The sequence below is a fragment of the Dyella japonica DSM 16301 genome (assembly GCF_001010355.1).
GTDB classification, from domain to species: domain Bacteria; phylum Pseudomonadota; class Gammaproteobacteria; order Xanthomonadales; family Rhodanobacteraceae; genus Dyella; species Dyella japonica.
Window position 1 is genome coordinate 36,738 of the sequence record NZ_JPLA01000004.1, and the last position, 24,153, is coordinate 60,890.

22 protein-coding genes are annotated in these 24,153 nt (G+C 65.5%); 16 read left to right on the forward strand and 6 right to left on the reverse strand.

The features are described from left to right. Positions 1-33 precede the first annotated feature (33 nt). Positions 34-1,677, reverse strand: coding sequence for a chaperonin GroEL (gene groL, locus Y882_RS02070; RefSeq protein WP_046970212.1), 1,644 nt, complete (start codon positions 1,675-1,677; stop codon positions 34-36). A gap of 95 nt (positions 1,678-1,772) precedes the next feature. Continuing rightward, positions 1,773-2,066 (reverse strand): co-chaperone GroES, encoded by a 294-nt coding sequence (gene groES, locus Y882_RS02075; protein WP_046970213.1) that lies wholly within the window; start codon positions 2,064-2,066, stop codon positions 1,773-1,775. A 275-nt stretch (positions 2,067-2,341) separates the two neighbouring features. Between groES and Y882_RS02080 the strand changes: the two genes are divergently transcribed. From Y882_RS02080 to Y882_RS02100, 5 genes are all read left to right on the forward strand, one after another. Then, positions 2,342-2,989, forward strand: coding sequence for a class II aldolase/adducin family protein (locus tag Y882_RS02080; RefSeq protein ID WP_244466163.1), 648 nt, complete (start codon positions 2,342-2,344; stop codon positions 2,987-2,989). Beyond that, a complete protein-coding gene (cutA, locus tag Y882_RS02085; protein ID WP_046970215.1) occupies positions 2,989-3,306 on the forward strand; it encodes a divalent-cation tolerance protein CutA in 318 nt (105 codons plus the stop codon). The genes Y882_RS02080 and cutA overlap by 1 nt, the downstream gene beginning before the upstream one ends. A 131-nt stretch (positions 3,307-3,437) precedes the next feature. Next, on the forward strand, positions 3,438-4,130 hold the full coding sequence (locus tag Y882_RS02090; RefSeq protein WP_046970216.1) for an HAD family hydrolase: 693 nt from the start codon (positions 3,438-3,440) through the stop codon (positions 4,128-4,130). Positions 4,131-4,137: 7 nt separating this feature from the next. Continuing rightward, the gene (locus Y882_RS02095) at positions 4,138-5,463 is read left to right on the forward strand and encodes a DUF5690 family protein (protein WP_046970217.1); all 1,326 of its coding nucleotides are present in this window, start codon (positions 4,138-4,140) and stop codon (positions 5,461-5,463) included. Continuing rightward, positions 5,460-6,644, forward strand: coding sequence for a TIGR03364 family FAD-dependent oxidoreductase (locus Y882_RS02100; RefSeq protein WP_046970218.1), 1,185 nt, complete (start codon positions 5,460-5,462; stop codon positions 6,642-6,644). Before Y882_RS02095 ends, Y882_RS02100 begins: the two co-directional genes overlap by 4 nt. Before the next feature lie 3 nt (positions 6,645-6,647). Here Y882_RS02100 and phnF read toward each other — a convergent pair whose 3' ends face one another. Then, positions 6,648-7,397 carry a phosphonate metabolism transcriptional regulator PhnF gene (phnF, locus tag Y882_RS02105; protein WP_162207381.1) on the reverse strand — a complete coding sequence of 250 codons (750 nt, stop codon included), beginning with the start codon at positions 7,395-7,397 and terminating at the stop codon, positions 6,648-6,650. A gap of 80 nt (positions 7,398-7,477) precedes the next feature. Between phnF and Y882_RS02110 the strand changes: the two genes are divergently transcribed. From Y882_RS02110 to Y882_RS02120, 3 genes are all read left to right on the forward strand, one after another. Further along, entirely contained in the window at positions 7,478-8,635 is a 1,158-nt protein-coding gene (locus Y882_RS02110) for an alpha-D-ribose 1-methylphosphonate 5-triphosphate diphosphatase (protein ID WP_046970220.1), read from the forward strand. Positions 8,636-8,823: 188 nt separating this feature from the next. Continuing rightward, positions 8,824-11,508, forward strand: a complete 2,685-nt coding sequence (locus tag Y882_RS02115; protein WP_082120897.1) for a TonB-dependent receptor — start codon at positions 8,824-8,826, stop codon at positions 11,506-11,508. Between the two features lie 73 nt (positions 11,509-11,581). Continuing rightward, positions 11,582-13,600 (forward strand): tetratricopeptide repeat-containing sulfotransferase family protein, encoded by a 2,019-nt coding sequence (locus Y882_RS02120; protein WP_244466165.1) that lies wholly within the window; start codon positions 11,582-11,584, stop codon positions 13,598-13,600. Here the strand turns inward: Y882_RS02120 and Y882_RS02125 are convergent, their stop codons facing one another. The 3 genes from Y882_RS02125 to pdxR all read right to left on the reverse strand — a co-directional run bounded on the left by Y882_RS02125 (position 13,601) and on the right by pdxR (position 16,524). Continuing rightward, a complete protein-coding gene (locus Y882_RS02125) occupies positions 13,601-13,948 on the reverse strand; it encodes a cupin domain-containing protein (protein ID WP_052949595.1) in 348 nt (115 codons plus the stop codon). A 29-nt stretch (positions 13,949-13,977) separates the two neighbouring features. Further along, positions 13,978-14,985 (reverse strand): TlpA family protein disulfide reductase, encoded by a 1,008-nt coding sequence (locus Y882_RS02130; protein ID WP_046970222.1) that lies wholly within the window; start codon positions 14,983-14,985, stop codon positions 13,978-13,980. A gap of 90 nt (positions 14,986-15,075) precedes the next feature. Next, positions 15,076-16,524, reverse strand: coding sequence for a MocR-like pyridoxine biosynthesis transcription factor PdxR (gene pdxR, locus Y882_RS02135; protein ID WP_046970223.1), 1,449 nt, complete (start codon positions 16,522-16,524; stop codon positions 15,076-15,078). 109 nt (positions 16,525-16,633) lie between these two features. Between pdxR and Y882_RS02140 the strand changes: the two genes are divergently transcribed. The 8 genes from Y882_RS02140 to Y882_RS02175 all read left to right on the forward strand — a co-directional run bounded on the left by Y882_RS02140 (position 16,634) and on the right by Y882_RS02175 (position 24,130). Next, the gene (locus Y882_RS02140; protein ID WP_046970224.1) at positions 16,634-17,332 is read left to right on the forward strand and encodes a glutathione binding-like protein; all 699 of its coding nucleotides are present in this window, start codon (positions 16,634-16,636) and stop codon (positions 17,330-17,332) included. 117 nt (positions 17,333-17,449) lie between these two features. After that, a complete protein-coding gene (locus tag Y882_RS02145) occupies positions 17,450-18,367 on the forward strand; it encodes a DMT family transporter (RefSeq protein ID WP_046970262.1) in 918 nt (305 codons plus the stop codon). Positions 18,368-18,460: 93 nt separating this feature from the next. Then, entirely contained in the window at positions 18,461-20,665 is a 2,205-nt protein-coding gene (locus tag Y882_RS02150) for a protein-disulfide reductase DsbD family protein (RefSeq protein ID WP_046970225.1), read from the forward strand. Beyond that, positions 20,662-21,204, forward strand: a complete 543-nt coding sequence (locus Y882_RS02155; protein WP_046970226.1) for a TlpA family protein disulfide reductase — start codon at positions 20,662-20,664, stop codon at positions 21,202-21,204. The genes Y882_RS02150 and Y882_RS02155 overlap by 4 nt, the downstream gene beginning before the upstream one ends. Positions 21,205-21,354: 150 nt before the next feature. Beyond that, positions 21,355-21,813, forward strand: a complete 459-nt coding sequence (gene aroQ, locus Y882_RS02160; protein WP_046970227.1) for a type II 3-dehydroquinate dehydratase — start codon at positions 21,355-21,357, stop codon at positions 21,811-21,813. 69 nt (positions 21,814-21,882) lie between these two features. Then, entirely contained in the window at positions 21,883-22,335 is a 453-nt protein-coding gene (gene accB / locus Y882_RS02165) for an acetyl-CoA carboxylase biotin carboxyl carrier protein (RefSeq protein WP_046970228.1), read from the forward strand. Between the two features lie 21 nt (positions 22,336-22,356). Next, positions 22,357-23,724 carry an acetyl-CoA carboxylase biotin carboxylase subunit gene (accC, locus tag Y882_RS02170; protein ID WP_046970229.1) on the forward strand — a complete coding sequence of 456 codons (1,368 nt, stop codon included), beginning with the start codon at positions 22,357-22,359 and terminating at the stop codon, positions 23,722-23,724. 49 nt (positions 23,725-23,773) lie between these two features. Then, complete coding sequence (locus Y882_RS02175) at positions 23,774-24,130, forward strand: DUF7716 domain-containing protein (RefSeq protein ID WP_156171302.1); 357 nt, start codon at positions 23,774-23,776, stop codon at positions 24,128-24,130. Positions 24,131-24,153: the final 23 nt, after the last annotated feature.

Here is a 24,153-nt window from a genome sequence, read left to right on the forward strand (position 1 = left end):
TTTCCTTCTGTTGCGATGCCTGGAGGCGAGGACTTAGAAGTCCATGCCGCCCATGCCGCCCATACCGCCCGGCGCGCCGTGCGAATGGCCTTCGTCCTTCTTCGGCACTTCGGTCACGGCCGCTTCGGTCGTGATGATCGAGCCGGCCACCGAGGCGGCGAACTGCAGGGCCGAACGGGTGACCTTGGTCGGGTCCAGGATGCCGAAGGCGATCATGTCGCCGAACTCGCCGTTGGCCGCGTTGTAACCGAAGTTGCCGTTGCCTTCCTTCACCTTGTTCAGGACGACGGACGGCTCGTCACCGGCGTTGGAGACGATGGCGCGCAGCGGCGCTTCCAGCGCGCGACGAGTGATGGCGATGCCCAGGTCCTGGTCGGTGTTCTGACCCTTCAAGCCTTCCAGCGCCTTCAGCGAACGGATCAGCGCAACGCCGCCGCCCGGGACCACGCCTTCTTCAACGGCCGCACGGGTGGCGTGCAGGGCGTCTTCGACGCGGGCCTTCTTTTCCTTCATCTCGACTTCGGTGGCGGCGCCAACCTTGATGACGGCCACGCCGCCAGCCAGCTTGGCCACGCGCTCCTGCAGCTTCTCGCGGTCGTAGTCCGAAGAGGTCTCTTCGATCTGCGCCTTGATCTGGCCGATGCGCGACTGGATGCGCTCGGCTTCGCCGGCGCCGTCGATGATGGTGGTGTTTTCCTTGGTGATCACCACGCGCTTGGCGCGGCCCAGGTCGGTGATCGTGGCCTTTTCAAGGGCCAGACCCACTTCCTCGGAGATCACCACGCCATTGGTGAGGATGGCGATGTCTTCCAGGATGGCCTTGCGACGGTCGCCGAAGCCCGGCGCCTTCACGGCGGCAACCTTGACGATGCCACGGATGGTGTTGACCACGAGGGTGGCGAGGGCTTCGCCTTCCACTTCTTCGGCCACGATCAGCAGCGGCTTGCCGGCCTTGGCGACGGCTTCCAGCACCGGGAGCAGCTCACGGACGTTGGAGACCTTCTTGTCGTGGATCAGGATGAACGGGTCGTCCAGTTCAACCTGCTGCGACTGCTGGTTGTTGATGAAGTACGGCGACAGGTAGCCGCGATCGAACTGCATGCCTTCGACCACGTCGAGCTCGTTCTCGAGGCCCGAACCTTCTTCGACCGTGATCACGCCTTCCTTGCCGACCTTCTTCATCGCGGTGGCGATGATGTCGCCGATGTTGGCATCGGAGTTGGCGGAGATGGTGCCGACCTGGGCAATCGCCTTGTCGTCAGCGGTCGGGTTGGACAGCTTCTTCAGCTCGGTGACCGCGGCGTTGACGGCTTGGTCGATACCGCGCTTGAGGTCCATCGGGTTCATGCCGGCGGCAACGGCCTTGAGGCCTTCCTGGATGAACGCCTGGGCCAGCACGGTGGCGGTGGTGGTGCCGTCGCCGGCGACGTCGGAGGTCTTGGAAGCGGCTTCCTTGACGATCTGCGCGCCGATGTTCTCGTACTTGTCGGCCAGTTCGATTTCCTTGGCGACGGAAACGCCGTCCTTGGTCACGGTCGGAGCGCCGAAGCTCTTCTCGATCACCACGTTGCGGCCCTTCGGACCGAGGGTGACCTTCACCGCGTTGGCCAGGGTGTTGACACCCTTGAGCATGCGGGCGCGGACGTCTTCGCCGAAGCGGACTTCTTTAGCTGCCATAATTTTTTTGCCTCAAAAAAATTGAATAGGGATGGGAACGCTGGCGACAGGGCTTCTACAAAGCGCGGATCTCGCGCTGAGCCCCGTCAAGCCAATCAGCCTTCGATGATCGCAACGATGTCGTCTTCCTTCAGGAAGACCAGCTCTTCGCCGTCGATCTTGATTTCCTGGCCGGCGTACTTGCCGAACAGCACGGTGTCGCCTTCCTTCACGGACATCGGGCGGACCTTGCCGTCTTCCAGGATGCGGCCGGAGCCGGCAGCGATGACCTTGCCGCGGGTCGGCTTTTCGGTGGCGCTGTCGGGAATGACGATACCGCCAGCGGAGACGCGCTCTTCTTCGAGGCGCTTGACGATGACGCGATCGTGCAGCGGACGCAGTTTGCTCATGGGTGGGCTCCAGCTTCAGTTGGATGGTTGAACTTTGATTCGGGACCCCGGAGCGGCGCCTGGGTGGGCGCTTGTTAGCACTCCCCGGAGGTGAGTGCCAATTCTAACGACGCAAGCCTCCCCTGCAAGAGGCGCCCGTCCGATGGCTGAGTCTTCCAATGGGGGAGGCGCGGGGGGCTTTCAAGGCGCGGCGGGCCGAAAAATCGCCGATCGTGCTATCGACAGAGGCCTCCGGACGGCCGACCATGCCGGCCTGCCCCCACCAGGACCCGCCTGTGAGCGATGAGCCGACGCTGCGCCAGGAGCTTGTGACCCAGGGGGCCCGGCTGGCCGCCAGCGGCCTCAGCCAAGGCACCTCGGGCAACCTAAGTGCCCGTTGCGGCGAAGGTTTCCTGATCACACCCAGCGGCACGCCGTATGAGCAGATCACGGCCGAAGGCATCGTCCTGATTGATCGGGACGGCCAGTGGCCGGCCTCGCAGCGACCTTCCAGCGAGTGGCGCTTCCATCGGGACATCTACCTGGCCCGTCCTGATGCCCTGGCCATCGTCCACGTGCACCCGCCCTATGCGACGGCGCTGGCGATGTGCCGCAAGGACATCCCGCCCGCCCACTACATGATTGCCGTGGGTGGCGGGGACTCGATCCGCTGCGCCGGTTACCACACTTATGGGACCCAGGCCCTGTCCGATGCGGTCGTTGAGGCACTGGAGGGCCGGCTGGCCTGCCTGATGGCCAACCACGGCATGATCGCGCTCGGCAGTTCGCTGGCGCAGGCCATGTGGCGCGCCGTGGAGGTGGAAAATCTCGCCCGCCAGTACGCCCTGGCGCTGCAGATCGGCACACCGGTGATGCTTACCGACGAGGAAGTGACCGCAGTGCTGGAAAAATTCGCCCACTACGGACTGATGTCGAGGTCGTGATGTCCGATACCGTGCTGCTTTGCTATTGCACCTGCCCCGACGTCGCCAGCGCGCAACACCTGGCCGAAGCCCTGGTGGGCGAACGGCTGGCCGCCTGCGTGAACCGCATCCCCGCGGTGTCGTCCACCTATCGCTGGAAGAGCAAGGTGGTCACCGACAACGAGGAGCTGCTGCTGATCAAGACCACCGCGGCGCAGTTCCCGGCGCTCAAAGAGCGCCTGCTCAGCCTGCATCCCTATGAATTGCCCGAGCTCATCGCGGTGCCGGTGATCGAGGGCCATGCGCCTTACCTCGATTGGGTGCGCAACCCGGGCTGATGTCCTGCGCCGCGCGTGACGGGATTCCCGCTGCGCGGCATTGACTAGACAGTCGGTGCCGACTGTCGATGCCCGCGTCATGGGCGCGCCATCGCCGCTGGCCAGCATGCGTCTCCATCACGGGAGGCGATATGACGTTCGAACTGGCGGTTTTCGACATGGCCGGCACCACGGTCCACGATCCGGACCTGGTGGCGCAGGCACTGCAGGACGCGTTGGCGCAAGCTGGCTGCCACGCGTCGTTGGCGGACCTGCGGGCCCTGATGGGCTATACCAAGCCGGCCGCCATTCGCAGCGTGCTGGCGGCGCACGACCTGCCAGCGGACGACGCGGCGGTCGCCCAGGTACACACCGACTTCGTGAAGCGCATGCTCGATTGCTACCGCTCCCACGAAGCCGTGCGGCCGATGGAGGGTGCGGAGGAGCTGTTCGCCTGGCTGCGCCACCGCGGCATCAAGGTGGCGCTCAACACCGCGTTCTCGCAAGACATTGCCCAATGCCTGATTGAACGCTTCGGCTGGCGCGCGCGCGGTTTGATCGATGCGTCGATCTCCGCCGACCTGGTCGCCCACGGGCGCCCCGCGCCGGACATGATTCGTGCCTTGATGGCGGCATGCGGTGTCGCCGACGCTACACACGTGTTCAAGGTCGGCGACACCGAAGTGGACGTGCGCGAAGGCCGCGAAGCCGGCTGCGGCCTCGTCGTCTCGGTCACCACCGGTGCGTATGCGCGGGCGGAGTTGGTGGCATATCGACCCGACGCCATCATCGACAGCCTGCACGAGTTGCCGACCTTGCTGGCCCGCCTCGGCCATGCGGCCTGAGCGCGCCATGCGCCGCACGCCACTTTCGAACACGCCCTCCTGGTTCTTGTCGTCATCGGTGTTGCCGCTGGTCGCGGGATTTGCCGCGTTCTGCACTTATTCGTGCATGTACGCGTTCCGCAAGCCGTTCAGCGCAGGCAGTTATGAGGGCATGAGCTGGCTGGGCGTCGACTACAAGATCTGGCTGGTGATTGCCCAGGTGATGGGCTACGCGGTGAGCAAGGTCTGGGGCATTCGACTGGTGCCCGAACTGCAGACATCGCGCCGCGCGGTCGCCATCCTCGTGTTGATTGGACTTTCGTGGCTGGCGCTGCTGGGTTTTGCGCTGGCGCCGCCGGTGCCGGGCATCGAGTTCCTGTTCCTCAACGGCCTGCCGCTGGGCATGGTGTGGGGCCTGGTGTTTGGCTACATCGAAGGGCGCCGGGCGACCGAGCTGATGGGCGCCATTCTCGCCTCCAGCTTCATCTTTGCTTCGGGCCTGGTCAAAGGCGTGGGCAAGGCGATGTTGCTGGCCGGTGTGAGCGAGCACTGGATGCCGTTCCTGACCGGCCTGGTGTTTGTGCCACCGCTGCTGTTGTCGCTGCATGTGCTCACCCGGCTGCCGCCACCCAGCGCCGAGGACGTCGCCGCCCGCGCACCGCGCGGACGCATGGATCGCGAGGCCCGGCGCGCCTTCGTGCACCGTTTTCTGCCGGGGCTGTTGTTGATTGTGCCGCTGTATGTGCTGCTCACCGTGCTGCGCGATTTCCGCGAGAACTTCGACACCGAGATCTTTCGCGATCTCGGCTACGGCCGCAGTGCCACGGTGTTCGGCGAAGTGGACACGCCCATCGGCATCGGCGTGCTGGTGCTCACCGCGTCGTTGACGCTGGTGCGCGACAACATGCGCGCCTTCATGCTCAACCATGCGTTGATCGGCGGCGGCCTGTGCTGCGCGGGCTTGAGCACGCTGTTGTTCGCGCACGGCGAACTGCCGCCGCTGTTGTGGATGACGCTGGTGGGCTTTGGACTTTACCTGGGCTACATCCCACTCAACGGCATGTTCTTCGAGCGGCTGATGGCCACCTTCCGCATCAGCGGCACCGCTTCATTCGTGATGTATATCGCCGACGCCTCCGGCTACCTGGGCAGCGTGGCGGTGTTATTGGTCCGCCAACTCCTCGCCCTGCAGCTCAACTGGATCCAGTTCTTCGAACGCGCGGTGCTGGCGAGCAGCCTGCTGGGACTCGTGCTTACCGCGCTGGCTGCGCGCTGGTTCTGGCGGCATGGCCAACAGAACGGCCACGCAGCGGCATCGTTGTCACCTCTTGAGATGGAAAGCAGCCGTTTATGAGCAAGTCGGAAACACGCACCGCGATCGTGATCGGTGCAGGCATCGTCGGGTTGGCCATGGCCCGTGCACTGGCCGAAGACGGCTACCGCGTCACCGTGTTCGATCGCCATGAGCGCGCGGTGGGCGCCTCGGTGCGCAACTTCGGCACGATCTGGCCGATCGGCGTGCCGAACGGCCCGCTGTATGCGCGCGCCTTGCGCTCGCGCGAGGTCTGGCGCGAATTCTGCGACGCCACCGACACCTGGCATGCGCGCAGTGGCAGCCTGATCGCCGCGTTCTACGAGGACGAGTGGGCGGTGATGAACGAATACACGGCGATGAACGAGGGGCTGCGCCCATGCCGCATGCTCAGCGTCTCGCAGGTACGCGAGCACGCCCCTGGCGTCGTTGCCGCGGGCCTGCGTGGCGCACTGCTGAGCGCCGATGAGATGGTGGTCGATCCGCGCGAAGCGATCCGCAAACTGCCGGCGTGGCTGGCCGAGCGCTATGGCGTCGAGTTCCACTGGAAGCAGACGATCACCCGTATCGAACATCCCTATGTGTGGAGCGGTCGCCGGCGCCATACCGCCGACGTGATCTATGTCGCCAGTGGCACGGATTTCGAAACCCTGTATCCGGAACTGTTCGAACGTCTCGCCATCACCAAGTGCAAGCTGCAGATGCTGCGGCTGGAGTCCCAGCCCGCACCGTTCGAATTGGGCCCGGTCGTGTGCGGCGGCCTCACCATGGCGCACTACAGCGGCTTCCACGCCACGCCCAGCATTGATCGCCTGCGCGAGCGCCTGGCCGATCAGTACGCCGACTTGTTGGCGCTGGGTATCCACGTCATGGCAGCGCAAAACGGGCTGGGCGAAATCACCGTAGGCGACTCACACGAATACGGTCATACCTATGAGCCATTCGACGAAAGCGCCATCAACCACAAGATTGTCGACTATCTGCGCAGCGTGCTGGACCTGCCGAGCTGGCACGTGAAGCAAAGCTGGCACGGCAGCTACGCCAAGCTCACCGATGGGCGGCGCAGCGAGCTCGTTGTGGAAGCGGAGCCGGGCGTCATCATCGTCAACGGCGTGGGTGGGGGTGGCCTGGGTATGACGCTGTCGTTCGGGCTGGCCGAAGAGGTGGTCAACGGGCGCTTGCGTGCCGAGCAGGTTGACATGCCATCCGCCGAGGCACGCTGAGTTTCAGCGCTCGGCGGTGGACATCACCAGCTGCACGCGCTCTGCCGCGAAGCAGGTCAGCCCGTACTGCACGGGCTGATTCTTGTCGTCGACGTTGAGCGACTCCACCACCAGCACCGGCAGCTCGGGCGATTGCTCCAGAACGCGCGCGGTGCTGCTCCCTGCCAGTCGCGCGGTCACCCGCGTGTAGCTGCGGAAATAGTCGGCGATGCCGAACTCCGCCAGCGTGAGGCTTACCGAACCCGTGCGCTGAAACACATCGCCAAGCTTGGGAAACCGCGCCGCCGGGAACCATGCCTGGCCGTGATCGAGCACGCGGCCCTCTGCATGCGCGGAGGATTCGATCCACCACGCGCGTTCGCCGCGCGCCAAGGCCAGCGATTCGGCCACGCGCTGCGGCGGCATGACCAGCGCCGTGCCCAATACCTTGTTGCCCGAGCTGACGTTGAGGTTATGCATGTTGCGGCTGAAGCTGGTGCGACGACCGATCGGGTAGTCGTAGCACTCCTCGCGCACGCGCAGGCCGCGGCTGGGGTCGGCAAGAATGGCGCCGCGTTGTTCAAGCGAGTCGAGCGCCCGGCGAACCGTGTGCCGGTTCACGTTGAGGCGCCGCGCCAGCTCCAGCGCCGAAGGAAGCTTGGCGCCACCGCGAAGTTCACCGCTGCGGATCTGCTGCAATACCTGCTGTTCGATCTGACGCCAAACGGGCACATCGCAGGACCGGTCCAGCGGCTCGAAGAGGTTTGCCATCATTCCTGCATGTTCCCGACACAGACTGCATGGGTGGCGATTGAGATCAGACGGGAAGTATGGACAGCCCAGTTTTCGCAGACATGACATCACGGGAAGGCCGTTCATGGCGCATTGCACGTGCGCGCCTGGTGCTGGGCGACCGGGTTGCCGTCGGTGGCGCTGTTATCGAAGGCGAACATATCCAGCAGCTCTTCCCTGGCGAGGCATGTCCGCACGACGCCATCGATTTCGAGGGCGATTTCCTGCTGCCCGGCCTGCTCGAACTGCATACCGACAATCTCGAGAAGCACTTGCTGCCACGCGCCGGCGCGGCGTGGCCAGCCCTGCCGGCCATGCTGGCGCACGATGCCCAGCTGGTGGCCGCGGGCATCACCACGGTGTTGGACGCCATGTCGTTGGGCGACCTCGAGGAAGACGGTGGTCGCATCGACACGCTGAAGCGCGCACTTGCCGCGCTCGACGAGACGCGCAGTCACGGCCTGCTGCGTTGCGAGCACTACCTTCATCTGCGCTGCGAACTGAGCTGGCCCGGCCTGCTCGCATTGGCCGAACCCCTGGTGGCGCGCAAGGACTTGCGACTACTGTCCCTGATGGACCACACGCCCGGTCAGCGCCAGTACCACGACGTACGCCAGTACCGCACGTACTACAGCCGCAGCGGCATCACCTGGAGCGACGAGGAATTCACCGCCGTGCTTGAGCAGCGGCGCCAGCAGCAAAGCCTTCATCGCGACCTGCAGCTGGATGGCGTGATGACGCTGGCGCGCCGCCACGGCGTACTGGTGGCCAGCCACGACGACACCGATCTCGAACACGTGGAGGAAGCTGTCCGCCTCGGCGCGAGGATCTGCGAATTTCCCACGACATTGGCCGCGGCACGGGCCGCGCGCGAACACGGACTCACCATCGTTGCCGGCGCCAGCAACCTGGTGCGTGGTGGCTCGCATGCCGGCAACGTCGCCGCCATGGCGCTGGCGCGCGCTGGATGTCTGGACGTCCTTTCGTCCGACTACATGCCAACCAGCCTGCTTCCCGGGGCCTTCATCCTGCACCAGCAGGCGGGATGGGCCCTGCCTGACGCCATCGCCACGGTCACCACGGCGCCCGCCGCTGCACTGGGCTTCGACGACCGGGGTCGACTGGCCGAGGGCTTGCGCGCCGACCTGCTGCGCGTATGCATGCACAAGCACGAGCCCGTGGTGCGTTCGGCGTGGGTGGCCGGCAGGCAACGGCTGTGACGGTCGTCACGCTTCGTTCTCCGCACAGCGGCGCGGGCTCTGGGCCGTCCCTTCGAAAGCATAGACAGCGGGCATTCGTTGCCTAGTCCGAGTCACGGGCATTTCATCGCCCCTCCCTAGCCTCCCGGCCCGAGTAGCCATAAGCCTGCCGACGCTGATCGGCGACATCAAACCTCGGGGAGTGCGTCTTGAAGATCAATGCCATCACTTGCGCGGTGCTTGCCGCGCTTGCGGTCACTCGCGTGTCCTACGCCGACGACGCGGCGCCGGCCGCGCCCGCACCGGCGGCGCAGAATTCTTCGGTGTCCACGCTGGGATCCATCACGGTCACGGCGCAGCATGCCAACGAGGACATGCAGGACGTGCCGATCACCATGCAGGCGTTCACCGGAACGACGCTGCAGCAGCTCAACGTCAGCACGTTCGACGACATCATCAAGTACCTGCCCAACGTCACCTTCGCCGCGAACGGCCCGGGCCAGGGCAACATCTATATGCGCGGGCTGAGCACGGGGTTCCTCGGCAACCAGTCGAGCGCGTCGATTGCGCCGTTCCCGAACGTGGCGGTGTATCTCGACGACCAGTCGATGCAGTTCCCCGCACGCAACCTCGACATCTACATGGTCGACATGGAGCGCGTCGAAGTGCTGGAAGGTCCGCAGGGCACCCTGTTCGGCGGCGGCGCGCAGGCGGGCGCGGTGCGTTACATCACCAACAAGCCCAACTTGAACAAGGTCGGCGGCAACGTGGAGGCCAGCACGGGCGTCACGGCCGGCGGCGGTCCGAACAACTCGGCCAGTGCGGTATTGAACCTGCCGATCATCCCCGGCACCTTCGCCCTGCGCGGCGTCATCTACAACGACCACCGCGGCGGCTATATCGACAACGTGCCGAGCACGTTCACGCGCAACAACAGCGACGGCGGCAACTTCTACGCCAACATCAAGCCCACCGGCGGCCTGTGCCCGAACGGCCTGCCCACCAGCACCGGCTATTGCACCGTGCCGGGCAGTCCGGTCGCCAACAACAACGCGGTTGCCAGGAAGGACTGGAATCCGGTCGATTATCAGGGCGGGCGCGTGTCCGGCCTCTACAAGATCAATGACGACTGGGATGTGCTGATCGCGCAGAGCTACCAGGAGATGGATGCGGAAGGCCAGTCGTCGACCTATCCAATCAGCTCGGACGGCCAGCAGCTGCAACCGCTGCAGACCACCGTGTTCGTACCGGCCTGGGACAAGGACCGCTACTCCAACACGGCATGGACGGTGAACGGCAAGCTCGGCGATCTCTCCGTCGTCTACACCGGCGGCTACACCGACCGCCACATCAGCCAACAGCAGGATTACACCAACTACGCGCGCGCCGTGGGCGGCTGGTACTACAGCTGCACCGGTGGCACGGGTCTTGGTGCCGGCACTACACCGCGTTGCTATTCGCCGATCGGCTACTGGAATGACCAGGTCAAGAGCACGCACCAGAGCCACGAGCTGCGCTTCAGCACGCCGGAAGACAGCCGCCTGCGCGCCATTGGTGGCCTGTATTTCGAGGACTTCAAGATCCTCGACGACATGAACTTCAACTACAAGACGATCCCGTCGTGTACGCCGGTCAATCTTTCCAACGCGTTGGCCGGCGGTGCGCCGTGCGTGGCAAACGTGGTGCCGTATCCCGGCACCGCGCAGATGGATCCGGGCCAGCGCAGCGACAGCACCGCGTTCGGCGAAGACGAGCAGCGTGGTTATCGCCAGGTCGCGGCATTCGGTTCGCTGTCGTACGACATCATTCCCGAAGTGCTTACCGCCACGGCCGGTACGCGTTACTACCACTACTCCGAATATCAGCGTGGTTCGCAGTACGGCACCGGCTCCAACTGCGTGAACGTGCCCAATGGACAATGCACGGGCGGCGATGCCACCAATATGACGGCCGAAGGCCTCAACGGTTCGTATCACGGCTTCAAGAGCCGTGCGAACCTGGTGTGGCACATCTCGCCCGACGCGATGGTCTACTACACCTTCTCGCAGGGCTTCCGCCCCGGTGCCTATAACCGCACCACCAAGGCCGTGGCCGCCGGCCCGGATGGCCCGCAGTACAAGAAGCCGCTGAGCTACGCGCCCGACTCGCTGACCAATAACGAGATCGGCTTCAAGACCGAGTTCTTCGACAACCACCTGCTGTTCAACGGCTCGCTGTACCACATGAAGTGGAACAACGTGCAGATGCAGTTCTTCAACCCGCTGGTGCTGGGCAACACCACGTTTGGCGTCAACGGTCCCGACTACAAGGTGGACGGCATCGAGCTGCAGTTCGACGCACGCATCACCGAAGGTTTCTCGCTGATGGGCTCGGGGTCGTTCAACCGTTCCAAGCAGACCACCTCGCCGTGCCTGGTGGGCAACATCCCCAATACCCCGTCCTACGGCGCGTGCATCACCGAAGTGACGATCGCCGGCCAGGGCCTGCAGCCGTTCGCCAACCCGTTCGGCGAAGAGGGCAGCGTGCCGGCCTTCTCGCCGCGCTCGCAGTTCAACCTGCGCGCCCGCTACGACTGGGCCTTCAACGGCGCCTACAAGGCATTCGCCATGGCGGGCGCCAGCCACATGGGTTCGATGTACAACCAGCCGGCGACCTATCCCAGCGGCGAAGGTGTGATCTACCCGACCACGGTGGACCTGCGCTACCTGCAGGAGGCCTATACCACCTACGACGCCTCGCTGGGCATCGCCAAGGACGCCTGGGACCTGTCGCTCTACGGCACCAACCTGAGCAACAGCCACGCCAGCGTGTTCACCTCGTCGGCACAGTTCATCAAGTCCGAAGTGCCGCTGCGCCCGCGCGTGGTGGGCGTCAAGTTCGGCTACAAGTTCTGACATCTGCCCGTCGCGAGTGCATCGTTAGCATGGGGTGGGCGCAAGCCCACCCCATCGTCCCCGCAGGCCAGGCATGAACGCAGCGCTCACCGATCCGATCACCATGTCCGTCGAACAGCAGGTAGCGCAGCTGCGGCAACTGCAGCAGGAGGGACAGCACCCGCAGGCCTTGCAACTGGCCTTGGGGCTGGCGCGGGAACTGCCGGAAAATCGCGACGTGATGCATCTGCTCGCCCGCAGCCAGCGTCACCTGGGGCAGATCGACGACGCCCTGCAAAGCTTGATCGTGCTCGAGCAGCACCATCCTGCCTTCAGTCGTCTGCACGAAGAGCGCGGCCACTGCCACGTCGTGCGACGCGACGCGGCGCAGGCCATCGATGCCTTGCTACGCGCGGTCAATATCAATCCCGCACTGCCCTCGAGCTGGAATCTGCTGGAGGGGCTCTATCGCATGGCTGGTGACCAGGCGAACGCGCAACTGGCCGCCGATCATGTGGCGACGCTCAAGCGCCTCGCCCCAGCGGTGGTGCACGCCACCAGCCTGTTCTCCGACGGTGATCTGGTGCAGGCCGAATGGGTCATTCGTGGCTATTTGCAGCGTGTGGGCGACGATGTGGAAGGCATGCGCTTGCTCGCGCGCGTGGCCGTTGCGCGCGAGGTGCTCGACGACGCCGACATCCTGCTGGAAGCGGTGCTGCAGCTTGCACCGGAGCACCATGCCGCTCGCTTCGACTATGCCAAAGTGCTGTTCGAACGACATCGGTACAAGGAAGCCTGCGCGCAGATGGAGCAGCTTATTGCCATCGATCCGCACCATCTCGACTATCGCGCCCTGCATGCCAGCGCCAACGTCGGCCTGGGCGAACACGATCGCGCCATCGGGTTGTATCGCGAACTTCTTCGCGTCGTGCCTAGGGCAGCAGACCTGCACTTGTCGCTGGCCCACTCGCTGAAGACCCAGGGACGCCAGGCCGAGGCCATCGATGCCTACCGGGCTGCCATCGCCGCGCGGCCCGATTTCGGCGACGCCTACTGGAGCATGGCGAACCTCAAGACCTACCGCTTCACCGACGGAGAAATCGACGGCATGCTCGCGCAGGTGGCCATGCCGTCGACGTCGCTGGTGGACGGTTATCACCTGAACTTTGCGCTCGGCAAGGCATGGGAGGACCGCGGCGACTACGCCGCCTCCTGGCAGCACTATGACAAGGGCAACGCGCTCAAGCGATCGGAGAGTCGCTACCGGCCCGAGATCATGGAAACCAATACACGCCGACAGATCGAGGTGTGCATGCCAGCGTTCTTCGCCGAACGTGCCGGTGCCGGAGACTCCAGCGCGGACCCCATCTTCATCGTGGGCCTGCCGCGCTCGGGTTCTACGCTGCTGGAGCAGATCCTGGCATCGCATCCGCTGGTGGATGGCACGCAGGAACTGGCGGACATCCCGCGCATGGTGCTGGAACTGCAGGGCCGCGACCCCGATCTCGACGACCCACGCTATCCGGGAGTGCTGGCGCAGATGCCGACGGACGAGTTCCGCAGGATGGGCGAGGCCTACCTGCGCGACACGCGCATCTATCGCGGCACGGCGCCGTATTTCATCGACAAGATGCCCAACAACTTCCGGCACCTTGGGCTGATCCACCTGATGTTCCCCAACGCAAAGATCATCGATGCGCGGCGCGAGCCGATGGCCTGCTGCTTCAGCAATCTCAAGCAGCTGTTCGCGACGGGCCAGGAGTTCACCTACAGCATCGAGGACATCGCACGCTATTACCGCACTTACCTGGACGTGATGGAACATTGGGACCGCGTATTGCCCGGCCGCGTGCTGCGCGTGCATCACGAAGAGGTGGTGGACGATCTTGCAGGCAATGTGCGGCGCATCCTGGATTACTGCGGCCTGCCGTTCGACCCAGCATGCCTGGCGTTCCATCAAACGCGGCGCAGCGTGCGCACGGCAAGCTCCGAGCAGGTGCGCCAGCCGATCTTCCGCGGCGGCATCGATCAGTGGACGCACTACGCCCCGTACCTGACCTCACTACGGGAGCGGCTCGGCGACGCGCTCGAACGCTACCGCACGCATCGCTGACTACTGGCGCGATGGATGCGGCTTGCCGACGAACACCACCAGGATGGTGGCCGGCGCGGTGCTGCTGGCGTTGGCGCTGACGAGATGGCGCGCGCCGGCGGGCTCGAACCAGTTTTCGCCCGTCGCATAAACGCGCAAGACCTGCCCTTCCACCTGGCTTCGCACGAGGCCGTCCAACACGTAGACATAGGCATCGCGGTCATGCGAGTGCGGCTTGGATGCTTCGCCGGGCGCGTAGGTCACCCGCAACGCTTCCAGCGATTGGCCGGGCGCCTGCGTCAGCGCTGCCGTCAGCAGGGTATCGTCCTGCGTCGCCTTGGCGGCCCCGACGGCTGCTAGCGTCAACATGGCGATGAGAAACCGGGTCGCTCTCATGATCAGCGCCTCGTGACGGTGGCCGATGTCTGCAGCGGCAGCGCGGCGTCCACATCTTCCGTGCGACTAATCACTTTGCCTTGCGCATCCAGCACGATCAGCGTGGGCACGTGCATCACGCGGAAGCGGCGGAACATGGCTCCGGAGTCGTCCAAGGCCAGCGGCATGGCGATGTGGTGTTCGCGCTGGTAGTCGGCCAGTTCGTCATGGGTGGCCCACAATCCCGAAGCGATCCCGAGCCAGCGCGCATGGGTGTCGCGCGCCAGCACCTCGGCCCGCTCACGCGCGGTGCGGCAACTCTGCGCGATGGCGGGACGGCTCTTGGCCAGATACGACTCGCACCACGGCGACAGGAACAGCAGCACGGTCGGTCGTCCGGCATCGAAGGCCGGCAGCGATTTGCCATCGAGCGTCTGCAGGTCGAACGCCGGCACGCGATCGCCCACGTTGTAGTGCGGCTCATCCTTCGGCGGCGCAGCGGAGGCGACGCTGGCTGACGAAGGACGACGTGCCTGCGCCAATGCCGCGTCGAGTTTTTCATCGGCCATATGACCGACATAGGCAATGCGTCCGTCGCGGCCGATCACCACATGCTGCGGTGTCACGCGCAAGTGAAATGCTTCGCCCAGCGAGCCATCGTCGAATACGATGGGCATGCCCAAGCCGAGCTGCTTCTGCACTTTGCGCACTTCTTCGACGCTGTCGTCGAAGCCCACGTCGATCGCGATCACCGCCATGTCGGGGCCGGCCTGTTCGTAGGTGCGCTCGAAGTGCGGCATCTGTTCGCGACAGGGCACGCACCAGGTTGCCCAGAACTTCAGATAGACGGCTTTCTTGCCGTAGAGCGCGCCCAGGTCGATGGTCTGGCCATCGATGGTCTTCACCACCATGCGCGGCGCCGGCTGGCCGACCAGGCTGCGGCCCGCCGTTTCCGCACGCGATTGGCCGGACTCGGACGCCTGCGCCAGCGTGCAGGCCAGACCCAGGCAGAGCAGGAACAGATAACGCATGGCGAGGCATCCTCAGAAAGATGAGGCCATGTTCCGCCGAGCAGTGGTCCGACAACAGATCCAGTTTTCGCAGAAATCAAGGAACCAGTGTCAGCGCGGGCGGTACGTCTGCAGCAAACCGGCCAGCGCGCGCGCAGCCTCGTCCATGCGCGTGGCCGGCATGCCGCCCAGGCCGAAGACGAGGCCGTTCGGGCCTGTGCCGCCGATGGCGTAATCACCTAGCGCTTCGATGCGCATGTTGATCGCCTGCGCGTCCTTGACCAGCTGGCTTGCCGCCACCGGCCACTGCAGCTGTACGGCAATATGCAGCCCGGCATCCGAGGCCAACGGGAGCAAGGCCTCGCCGGCGTGCCGCGACAGCGCCTCGAGCAAGGCTTCGCGCCGTTCCGCATAGATGCGCCGCATCTTGCGCACGTGGCGTGCGAGATGGCCCTCGTTGATGAACAGCGCCAGCGTGTCCTGCGCCAGCACGTCGTTGTGCCGATCGCCAAGCTGGCGCACACAGGCCAGCGCCGGCATGGCCCATGCGGGCGCCACCAGATAGCCCAGCCGCAGCGAGGGGAACAGACTCTTGGAGAAGGTGCCGACGTAGAACACTGAGCCGTCGCGATCGAGCGTCTGCAGTGCATCGAGCGGACGACCGCCGTAACGGAATTCGCCGTCGTAGTCGTCCTCGATGATCACTGCCTCATGCTGTCGCGCGAACTCGAGCAAGGCCGTTCGACGCGCGGGCGACATCGCCATGCCGACGGGAAACTGGTGCGAAGGGGTGACGTAGATCACGCGTGCATGGCGTGGGATCTGCTCGACGATGATGCCTTCGTCATCCACCGGTACCGGCGCGATCTGCGCGCCGACGGCTTCGAAGGTCTGGCGCAGCGGCGGATAGCCGGGATCCTCCACCGCCACCGCCGTGCGACCCGGCGTCACCAGGATGCGCGCCAGCAGGTCGAATGCCTGCTGCGCGCCGCCGACCACCATGATGTCCGCCGCACTGCAGGTGACGGCGCGGGTGAACGACACATGCCCGGCGATGGCCTCGCGCAATGCCTCGCGTCCCGTCGCCGCGTCATAGAACGAGGGCGTGCGCGACAACGAACGCAAGGCGCGCGCGGACAATTTTCGCCAGGCTTCGAAGGGAAACCGCGAGGCATCGGGCAGACCTACGCGCAGGTCATAGCGCGCTGGCGGCAAGGCATTCATCGGCGAGGGAAAGATCGCGTCGCGCCATTGCGGTTGCAGGCGTTTTTCTTCGCCGCCGGTCGAGCGCGGCGTGGTCGCCTGCGTTGGCCCGGCATGGGCGACGAGATAACCCGCCCCTTGGCGGGACACGATATAGCCTTCGCTGAGCAGGCGGTCGTAGGCCGCCACGATGGTGTTGCGGGACAGTCCCAGCGAGGTGGCCAGCGCTCGCGTGGACGGCAAGGGCTGGCCCGTGCGGAGGCGGCCATCGAGGATCGCCGCACGCAGTTGTCCATGCAGCGCCTGCAGGCGCCCCCGCAAGGGAATATCCAGCGGGAAAGCCAGGGGTTGTTCCATGGCGGCGTCCGGGAAGGTTGACTGGTCCTAAAGATTTCCCTTGTTCTGGATCTTTTTCAAGACCAGTGAAGGCCCGACACTGTCACCATCCACTCAAGGGAGCCCCGCCATGATCGAGCTGTACTTTGCCGCCACGCCCAACGGGCTGAAGCTCAAGCTGTTCCTGGAAGAAGCCGGCCTGCCCTACTTCATCACCCCGGTCAGCCTGAGCAAGGGCGAGCAGTTCAAGCCCGAATTCCTGGCCATTTCGCCCAACAACAAGATCCCGGCCATCGTCGATCACGCGCCCGCCGGGGGCGGCGCGCCGGTGACGGTGTTCGAATCCGGGGCGATCCTGATCTACCTGGCGGAGAAAACCGGCCGGTTCCTGCCCACCAACAGCCTCGCTCGCATCGAGGTGCTGGAGTGGTTGTTCTGGCAGGTGGCAGGGCTGGGGCCCATGGCCGGCCAGGCCGGGCACTTCAAGGTGTATGCGCCCGAGCCGGTGCCTTATGCGATCGATCGCTATACCCGCGAAGTGGCACGGCTTTACGGCGTGCTCGATCGCCGGCTGGCCGGGCGCGAGTTCATTGCCGGCGAGTTTTCCATCGCGGACATCGCCTGCTATCCGTGGATCGTGCCGCATGAGGCGCACGGCCAGAATCTGGCGGATTTTCCGAACCTGGAGCGCTGGTTTATCGCCATGTCGCAGAGGCCGGCCACCGTTCGCACCTATGAGGGCGTTGAGAATGCGTACACGCCCAAGCAGCCGCTGTCCGACGAAGAGCGTCGGGTGTTGTTTGGACAGGGCGCAGCGCCAAAGGCCTGAAGACTGCTGACAGGTTCTGACGCGATGGGCGGATAGACTTCTATATACGAAGCCCCATCCCCTACCGTCATTCCTGCGAATGCAGGAATGACGGACAAAAAGAACGAGCCAATGACCATGAAGACCTCCGACATCACTGCCCTCGTCGTACTGGGAGCCCTGTGGGGTGCCTCGTTCCTGTTCATGCGCATGGGCGCGAACGAGTTCGGCGGCATGGCACTGGCCGGCATGCGCGCCATTGGTGCAGCGATCTGCTCGGCGCCGTTGCTGACACGCACGCGACTGACCGAGATGCGTACGCACTGGCGCGACATCGCCATCGTCGGCATCGCCAATTCGGCACTGCCGTTCGTGCTGTTTTCGTTCGCCGCGCAAAGCCTGCCGGCAGGCGTTTCGGCCATCTCTGATGCCATCGCGCCGCTGCTGGTCGCGCTGTCGGGCTGGATGCTGCTGGGCGAGAAGCTGAGCCCGATGCAGGCCAGCGGCCTGGTGATCGGCTTTACCGGCGTGGTGTGGCTGGTGGCCGGCACGGTGGGCTTCGGTGGTGGCTCGCATGCCATGGGCTGGGCCATGGCAGCCTGCCTGGGTGCCAATGTCTGCTACACCTTTGGCGCGCACTACAGCCATCGCCGCCTGCGCAGCGGTGTCACGCCGCTCAGTGTCGCCACGGGCAGCCAGCTCGCCGCCGCCGTGTTGCTGCTGCCCTTTACCGTCTGGATGTGGCCCACCCAGACCCCGGGATGGACGGCCTGGCTGGCCGTACTGGGCCTGGCGGCCCTGTGCACGTCGCTCGCCTATGTGCTGTTTTACGGGTTGATGGCCCGCGTCGGGGCCTCGCGCAGCATGGTGGTGATGTTTCTTATCCCGGTGTTCGGGGTGGTGTGGGGGCTGGTCTTCCTGCATGAACCGGTGACCCTGGCGATGGCCGGCGGATGCATCGTTATCCTGCTTGGCGTGGCACTCACCACCGGTCTGCTGCGTCTGCGCCGTAACCGCGGCCCCGTGTCAAACGAAGTAGTTGTAGAACACTCCTGAGCTCCGGCGGGTTTTCCCCGGCCCGCCGGCTAGCTGAGCCATAATCCCGGTTCACCTGCGCCACGGCGCGGGTCTCTCCATGCTGGAGCCGCAATGCGCCTGATCCACCCTGGCCGACTGGCCGCCCGCTTCCTCAGCCTGCTGTGCCTGTTGTTCGTCGCCCTGCCCGCGCTGGCGCAGGACGATCTGGACGGCCTGCTGCCGGTGACCGAGGCCTATAAGCTCACCGCCGACGCCTCCACGCCCGGCGTGGTGAAGCTGCACTGGACAATTGCGCCGGACTACTACCTCTACCGCGGCCGCATGAAGTTCAAGGCGGCGGACGGCGCCACGCTGGGCGAGGCGCAGCTTCCGGACGGCGAGAAGCACCACGATGAGTACCTGGGCGACGTGGAGACCTATCACCGCGGCGTCGACGCGACCGTGCCGTACACCGTCGCCGCAGGCGCCACCGAGCTGAAGCTCAGCGTGCAGTACCAGGGCTGCCACGAGGTGGATCCGAAGATCTGCTATCCGCCGCATACCGAGCAGCTGAGCCTGCCGGTGCCGGCCGGCGCGGGCGTGGCCAGTGGCGGCGATGCGATGAGCGCGGCGCTGGGCAAGCTCGGTTCCAGCAAGAGCGGCGGCGCGGCCACCCTGCCCGCGGAACAAGCCTTCCACCTGGAGGCGCTCGCCAAGGACCGCCAGCACCTGCTGCTGCGCTGGACCGTGGCCAAGGGCTACTACCTCTATCGCGACCAGACGGCGCTCAAGCTGAAGGACGCCAACGGCCTCAGCCTGGCCAAGCCCGAGTGGCCGGCCGGGGTGGAACATGAGGATGCGCACTTCGGCAAGACCACGGTGTATTTCGACCAGATCGAAGTGCCGGTGGCCATCGAAGGCGATACGTCCGCGCTCAAGACGGTGAACCTCGAAGCCAGCTTCCAGGGCTGCCAGGACGGCGGCATCTGCTACCCGCTGATGACCCGCGCGCTAACCATCGACCTCAGCGCGGCCACGCCCACCAGCGGCGCAGTCGCCGAGCCGGCACCGGAAATGCCGCCGGCAGGCCTGGCCACGGGTCCGCTGCAGGTGAGCCTGCTGACCGCTTTGCTGCTGGCACTGGGCGGTGGCCTGGTGCTGAACCTGATGCCCTGCGTGCTGCCGGTGCTGTCGATCAAGGCGGTCGGCCTGCTGGAAAGCGGCGAGAGCCACAGCAAGGCGCGTTCGCACGCCCTCTTCTATACGGCGGGCGTGCTCTGCACGTTTGCGCTGATCGGCGTCGCCATCGTCGCGCTGCGCTCCGCCGGCCATGCGCTGGGCTGGGGCGCGCAGCTGCAGCAGCCGGTGGTGGTGGGCGTGCTGGCCTGCGTGATGGTCGCCGTCGGTTTGTCGATGTCCGGCGTGGTGCAGTTCGGCACCTCGCTGGGCAATGTGGGCTCGGGTCTGGCCTCGCGCTCGGGTCATGCGGGCGACTTCTTCACCGGCGTGCTTGCGGTGGCGGTGGCGAGCCCGTGCACCGCGCCGTTCATGGGCAGCGCCCTGGCCTACGCCTTTGCCGCGCCGATGATCAATGCGCTGCTGGTGTTCCTGACCCTGGGCATCGGCCTGGCCCTGCCGTTCCTGGCGATCGGCTTCGTGCCGGCGCTGGCGCGGATGCTGCCGCGGCCGGGCGCGTGGATGGAGACGCTCAAGCAGGTGCTGGCTTTCCCGATGTACCTCACCGCCGTGTGGCTGATCTGGGTGCTGGCGCATCAGCGCGGCGCCGATGCGGTGGGCCTGGTGCTGGTGGCCGTGGTGCTGTTGTCGGCCACGCTGTGGTGGTTCGAGCGCAGCCGTTCGCGTGGCGCGTTGAGCCGCGTGGCCGTGGTTGTCCTGCTCGCCCTCACGGTCGTGCCGCTGTTCTATCTGTCGAAGGTGCAGGCGCCGACGCAGGCCGTGGTCGCGACGGATGGCGTGGTTGCCTACTCCCCGGAGAAGTTGGCCGAACTGCGCAAGGCCGGCACGCCGGTGTTCGTCGACATGACCGCCGACTGGTGCGTCACCTGCAAGGCCAATGAACACGCCGTGCTGGACACCGACGCCTTCCGCGATCTGCTCAAGAAGACCGGCGCCGTTTACATGAAGGGCGACTGGACCGACGTGAACCCGACCATCGCCGCCTTCCTGCAGCAATACCACTCGCCGGGCGTGCCGCTCTACGTGGTGTTCCCCAAGGATGGCGGCGAAGGCCGCATGCTGCCGACCGTGCTCACGTCCTCGCTGGTGGAAGAAGCGCTGACCAAGGCGGCTGGCACGCCGGTCGCCGCCAACCCATGATCAGCCGCAGCAACGGGATCATTCTGGGCGCCGCGGTGCTGGTCGCCGGCGTGGGCGGCTGGCTGCAGCACGCCAGCCAGCGCGCCCGCGTGCCGGCGGGCGTGCAGGTCGCCCAGACCGGCGAGATGGCGCCCGATGTCGCCCTGCGCGACCTGGACGGCAAGGAACATCGCCTGTCCGAGTACCGCGGCCGCCGCGTGCTGATCAACTTCTGGGCGAGCTGGTGCGGGCCCTGCCTGAAGGAAATCCCGTCGCTGGTTCAGGCACAGGCCAACGTCGGCGAAAAGGGGCCGATCATCGTCGGCATCGCGATGGACGATCCGACCAATGTGCGCGCCTTCCTGGCCGCCCATCCGGTGAACTATCCGATCCTGCTGGGCAGCCTGGACATCCCCAGTACCTCGGTAAGACTGGGGAACGTCGGCCAAGTGCTGCCGTACAGCGTGCTTCTGGACGAGAACGGCCACATGCTGTTCAGCCGCCGGGGCATCCTGGACGCCGACGACCTGAAGGCCTGGGCCGCCCCAGCCGCGCCCTGATGCGGTTTCGGCGGCCATACGTCGCCGCACGGTTTAACGTTAACTTCTCCTTCAAACATCGCCGAACTGCGCCGAACTGGACAACATCGGCCGTGACGCGCACACTCCGCGCCGGACGCCGGCCCTGCCGGCACAACCCAAGGTAAGGGCGTGGCGAAGATCCTGGTCCTGCACGGACCCAATCTCAATCTGCTGGGCACTCGCGAGCCGGAGGTTTACGGACGCGACACGCTGGCCGATATCGACGCCTCGCTGGTGCAGCGCGCCCAGAGCGCCGGGCACGGGCTGGAAGCGTTCCAGACGAACGCCGAGCACGCCCTGATCGAGCGCATCCACCAGGCCCGCCTGGACGGTACGGCGATCATCCTGATCAATCCGGGCGCCTTCACCCACACCAGCATCGCCCTGCGCGACGCGCTGGCGGGCGTGGCGATCCCGTTCATCGAGCTGCATCTGTCCAACGTGCATGCCCGCGAAGCGTTCCGCCGGCATTCCTACCTCTCGGACATCGCCGTGGGGGTGATCTGCGGCTTTGGCGCAGACAGCTACCGGCTGGCATTGGATGCCGCCCTGAACCGGCTGGACCGCGCTGGCGCGTCCGCCTCCTGAATCCCGGGCCTGTCGCCCACATATTCCCATTCCGGCCGCTGCGGCGGCCTCAACGAAAAGGTTTGAACCATGGACCTGCGCAAGATCAAGAAGCTCATCGACCTGCTCGAGGAATCCAACCTCGCGGAACTTGAGATCAAGGAAGGCGAAGAAGTGGTCCGCCTGTCGCGCGTGCCCAAGGGCACCGTGACCGCCGCCCCGGTGATGCAGGCCGCACCGGTGGCTGCCGCGCCCGTCGCCGTCGCCGCGCCGGTGGAAGTCGCGCCGGCCGAGGCCGCGCTGCCCGCCGGGCATGTAGTGAAGGCGCCGATGGTCGGCACCTTCTACGCTTCCTCCAGCCCGGGCGCCGCCGCGTTCGTGAAGGTCGGCCAGCAGGTCAAGGCCGGCGAGACGCTGGGCATCATCGAAGCCATGAAGATGTTCAACCAGATCGAGGCTGACGTGGCCGGCACCGTGACCGCCATCCTGCTCGAAAACGGCCAGTCGGTGGAATTCGACCAGCCGATGTTCGTGATCGCCTGAGCCGGCTGACCGATCATGCCCATGCTCGAAAAAGTCGTCATCGCCAACCGCGGCGAAATCGCCCTGCGCGTGCTGCGCGCCTGCCACAGTCTTGGCATCAAGACCGTGGCGGTGCACTCCACCGCAGACCGTAACCTCAAGCACGTAGGCCTGGCCGACGAGTCGATCTGCATCGGCCCGGCGCCGTCGGTCGACAGCTATCTCAATATCCCGCGCATCATCGCCGCGGCGGAAATCACCGACGCCCAGGCCATCCACCCGGGTTACGGCTTCCTGTCCGAGCGCGCCGACTTCGCCGAACAGGTGGAACAGTCGGGCTTCATCTTCATCGGCCCCACCGCGGACGTGATCCGTTTGATGGGCGACAAGGTGGAAGCGATCCGCGCCATGAAGGCCGCCGGCGTGCCGTGCGTGCCGGGCTCGGGCGGTCCGCTCGGCGACAACGTGGAAGAGAACATCCGCATTGCGCGCGAGATCGGCTACCCGGTGATCATCAAGGCCGCCGGTGGCGGCGGTGGCCGCGGCATGCGCGTGGTGCGCACCGAGGCCCACCTGGGCAATGCCGTCACCATGACCAAGCAGGAAGCGAAGGCCGCTTTCGGCAACGATCAGGTGTACATGGAGAAGTTCCTGGAAAATCCGCGTCACGTGGAAATCCAGGTACTGGCCGACGGCCAGGGCAACGCCATCCACCTGGGCGAGCGCGACTGCTCCATGCAGCGTCGCCACCAGAAGGTGGTGGAAGAAGCACCCGCGCCGGGCATCACGCCGGAACTGCGCGAGCAGATCGGCAAGGTCTGTGTGGATGCGTGTATCCGCATCGGCTATCGCGGCGCCGGCACCTTCGAATTCCTGTTCGAAGACGGCCGCTTCTACTTCATCGAGATGAACACCCGTATCCAGGTGGAGCATCCGGTGACCGAGCTGATCACCGGCATCGACCTGGTGCGCGAGCAGCTACTGATCGCCGGCGGCGAGAAGCTCTCGATCAAGCAGTCGGACATCCAGATCCACGGCCACGCGATCGAATGCCGCATCAACGCGGAAGATCCCGATTCGTTCCTGCCCTCGCCGGGCACGGTGAAGCGTTTCGAGGCTCCGGGTGGCCCGGGCGTGCGCGTGGATACACACCTGTACGACGGCTACCGCATCCCGCCGAACTACGACTCGATGATCGGCAAGCTGATCGTGCATGGCCCGGATCGCGAAACCGCCATCGCGCGCATGCGCCTGGCGCTGGCCGAGACGGTGATCGAAGGCGTGAAGTGCAATATCCCGCTGCAGCAGCGCATCATGGCCGACGCCGGTTTCCAGCATGGTGGACAGAACATCCACTACCTGGAAAAGCGCATGGCCGAGCAGAAGGAAAAGGCCGCCCACGGCGGCTGATGTGTGGCCGGCGAGTCGCCTAGCCGACTCGCCGGTTTGCCTGACCACGATGTCTGCCCTGCTCACACTGCGCGAAGCGATCGACGCCATCACCGAGGCCTTCGACGAAGGCGATGGCTGGGACCGCTACGCCTGGGTCTATATCCGCGGCAACATCACCGAGCCTTCGTGCCGGCTGTATCTCTCGCATGTTGGCGATGAGGATGATGCGCTGATCGCCGATCACGGCGCCGCGCTGCCTGAGTTCGCTGCGCAGCACGAGCTGCGGCATTTTCTGGAAGCGGCGGATTTCGCTGAGGTGTTGTTGGTGCTGCGGCGGCAGCAGCCGTCGCCTGCGCTTGAGGATTTCGCGCGTGCGCTTGAGTATTACCGCAAGCACGAGAGCTTTCTGGGCGCGGCACCGTAGAGACGATCGAATCCCCTGTGGGA

Coding starts and splice junctions, on each gene's coding strand:
- groL (WP_046970212.1), bottom strand. CDS start 1,677: ATGGCAGCTAAAGAAGTCCGCTTCGGCGAAGACGTCCGCGCCCGCATG.
- groES (WP_046970213.1), bottom strand. CDS start 2,066: ATGAGCAAACTGCGTCCGCTGCACGATCGCGTCATCGTCAAGCGCCTC.
- cutA (WP_046970215.1), top strand. CDS start 2,989: ATGTCCGATACCGTGCTGCTTTGCTATTGCACCTGCCCCGACGTCGCC.
- Y882_RS02090 (WP_046970216.1), top strand. CDS start 3,438: ATGACGTTCGAACTGGCGGTTTTCGACATGGCCGGCACCACGGTCCAC.
- Y882_RS02095 (WP_046970217.1), top strand. CDS start 4,138: ATGCGCCGCACGCCACTTTCGAACACGCCCTCCTGGTTCTTGTCGTCA.
- Y882_RS02100 (WP_046970218.1), top strand. CDS start 5,460: ATGAGCAAGTCGGAAACACGCACCGCGATCGTGATCGGTGCAGGCATC.
- phnF (WP_162207381.1), bottom strand. CDS start 7,397: ATGATGGCAAACCTCTTCGAGCCGCTGGACCGGTCCTGCGATGTGCCC.
- Y882_RS02110 (WP_046970220.1), top strand. CDS start 7,478: ATGACATCACGGGAAGGCCGTTCATGGCGCATTGCACGTGCGCGCCTG.
- Y882_RS02120 (WP_244466165.1), top strand. CDS start 11,582: ATGAACGCAGCGCTCACCGATCCGATCACCATGTCCGTCGAACAGCAG.
- Y882_RS02125 (WP_052949595.1), bottom strand. CDS start 13,948: ATGTTGACGCTAGCAGCCGTCGGGGCCGCCAAGGCGACGCAGGACGAT.
- Y882_RS02130 (WP_046970222.1), bottom strand. CDS start 14,985: ATGCGTTATCTGTTCCTGCTCTGCCTGGGTCTGGCCTGCACGCTGGCG.
- pdxR (WP_046970223.1), bottom strand. CDS start 16,524: ATGGAACAACCCCTGGCTTTCCCGCTGGATATTCCCTTGCGGGGGCGC.
- Y882_RS02140 (WP_046970224.1), top strand. CDS start 16,634: ATGATCGAGCTGTACTTTGCCGCCACGCCCAACGGGCTGAAGCTCAAG.
- Y882_RS02145 (WP_046970262.1), top strand. CDS start 17,450: ATGAAGACCTCCGACATCACTGCCCTCGTCGTACTGGGAGCCCTGTGG.
- Y882_RS02150 (WP_046970225.1), top strand. CDS start 18,461: ATGCGCCTGATCCACCCTGGCCGACTGGCCGCCCGCTTCCTCAGCCTG.
- Y882_RS02155 (WP_046970226.1), top strand. CDS start 20,662: ATGATCAGCCGCAGCAACGGGATCATTCTGGGCGCCGCGGTGCTGGTC.
- accB (WP_046970228.1), top strand. CDS start 21,883: ATGGACCTGCGCAAGATCAAGAAGCTCATCGACCTGCTCGAGGAATCC.
- accC (WP_046970229.1), top strand. CDS start 22,357: ATGCTCGAAAAAGTCGTCATCGCCAACCGCGGCGAAATCGCCCTGCGC.
- Y882_RS02175 (WP_156171302.1), top strand. CDS start 23,774: ATGTCTGCCCTGCTCACACTGCGCGAAGCGATCGACGCCATCACCGAG.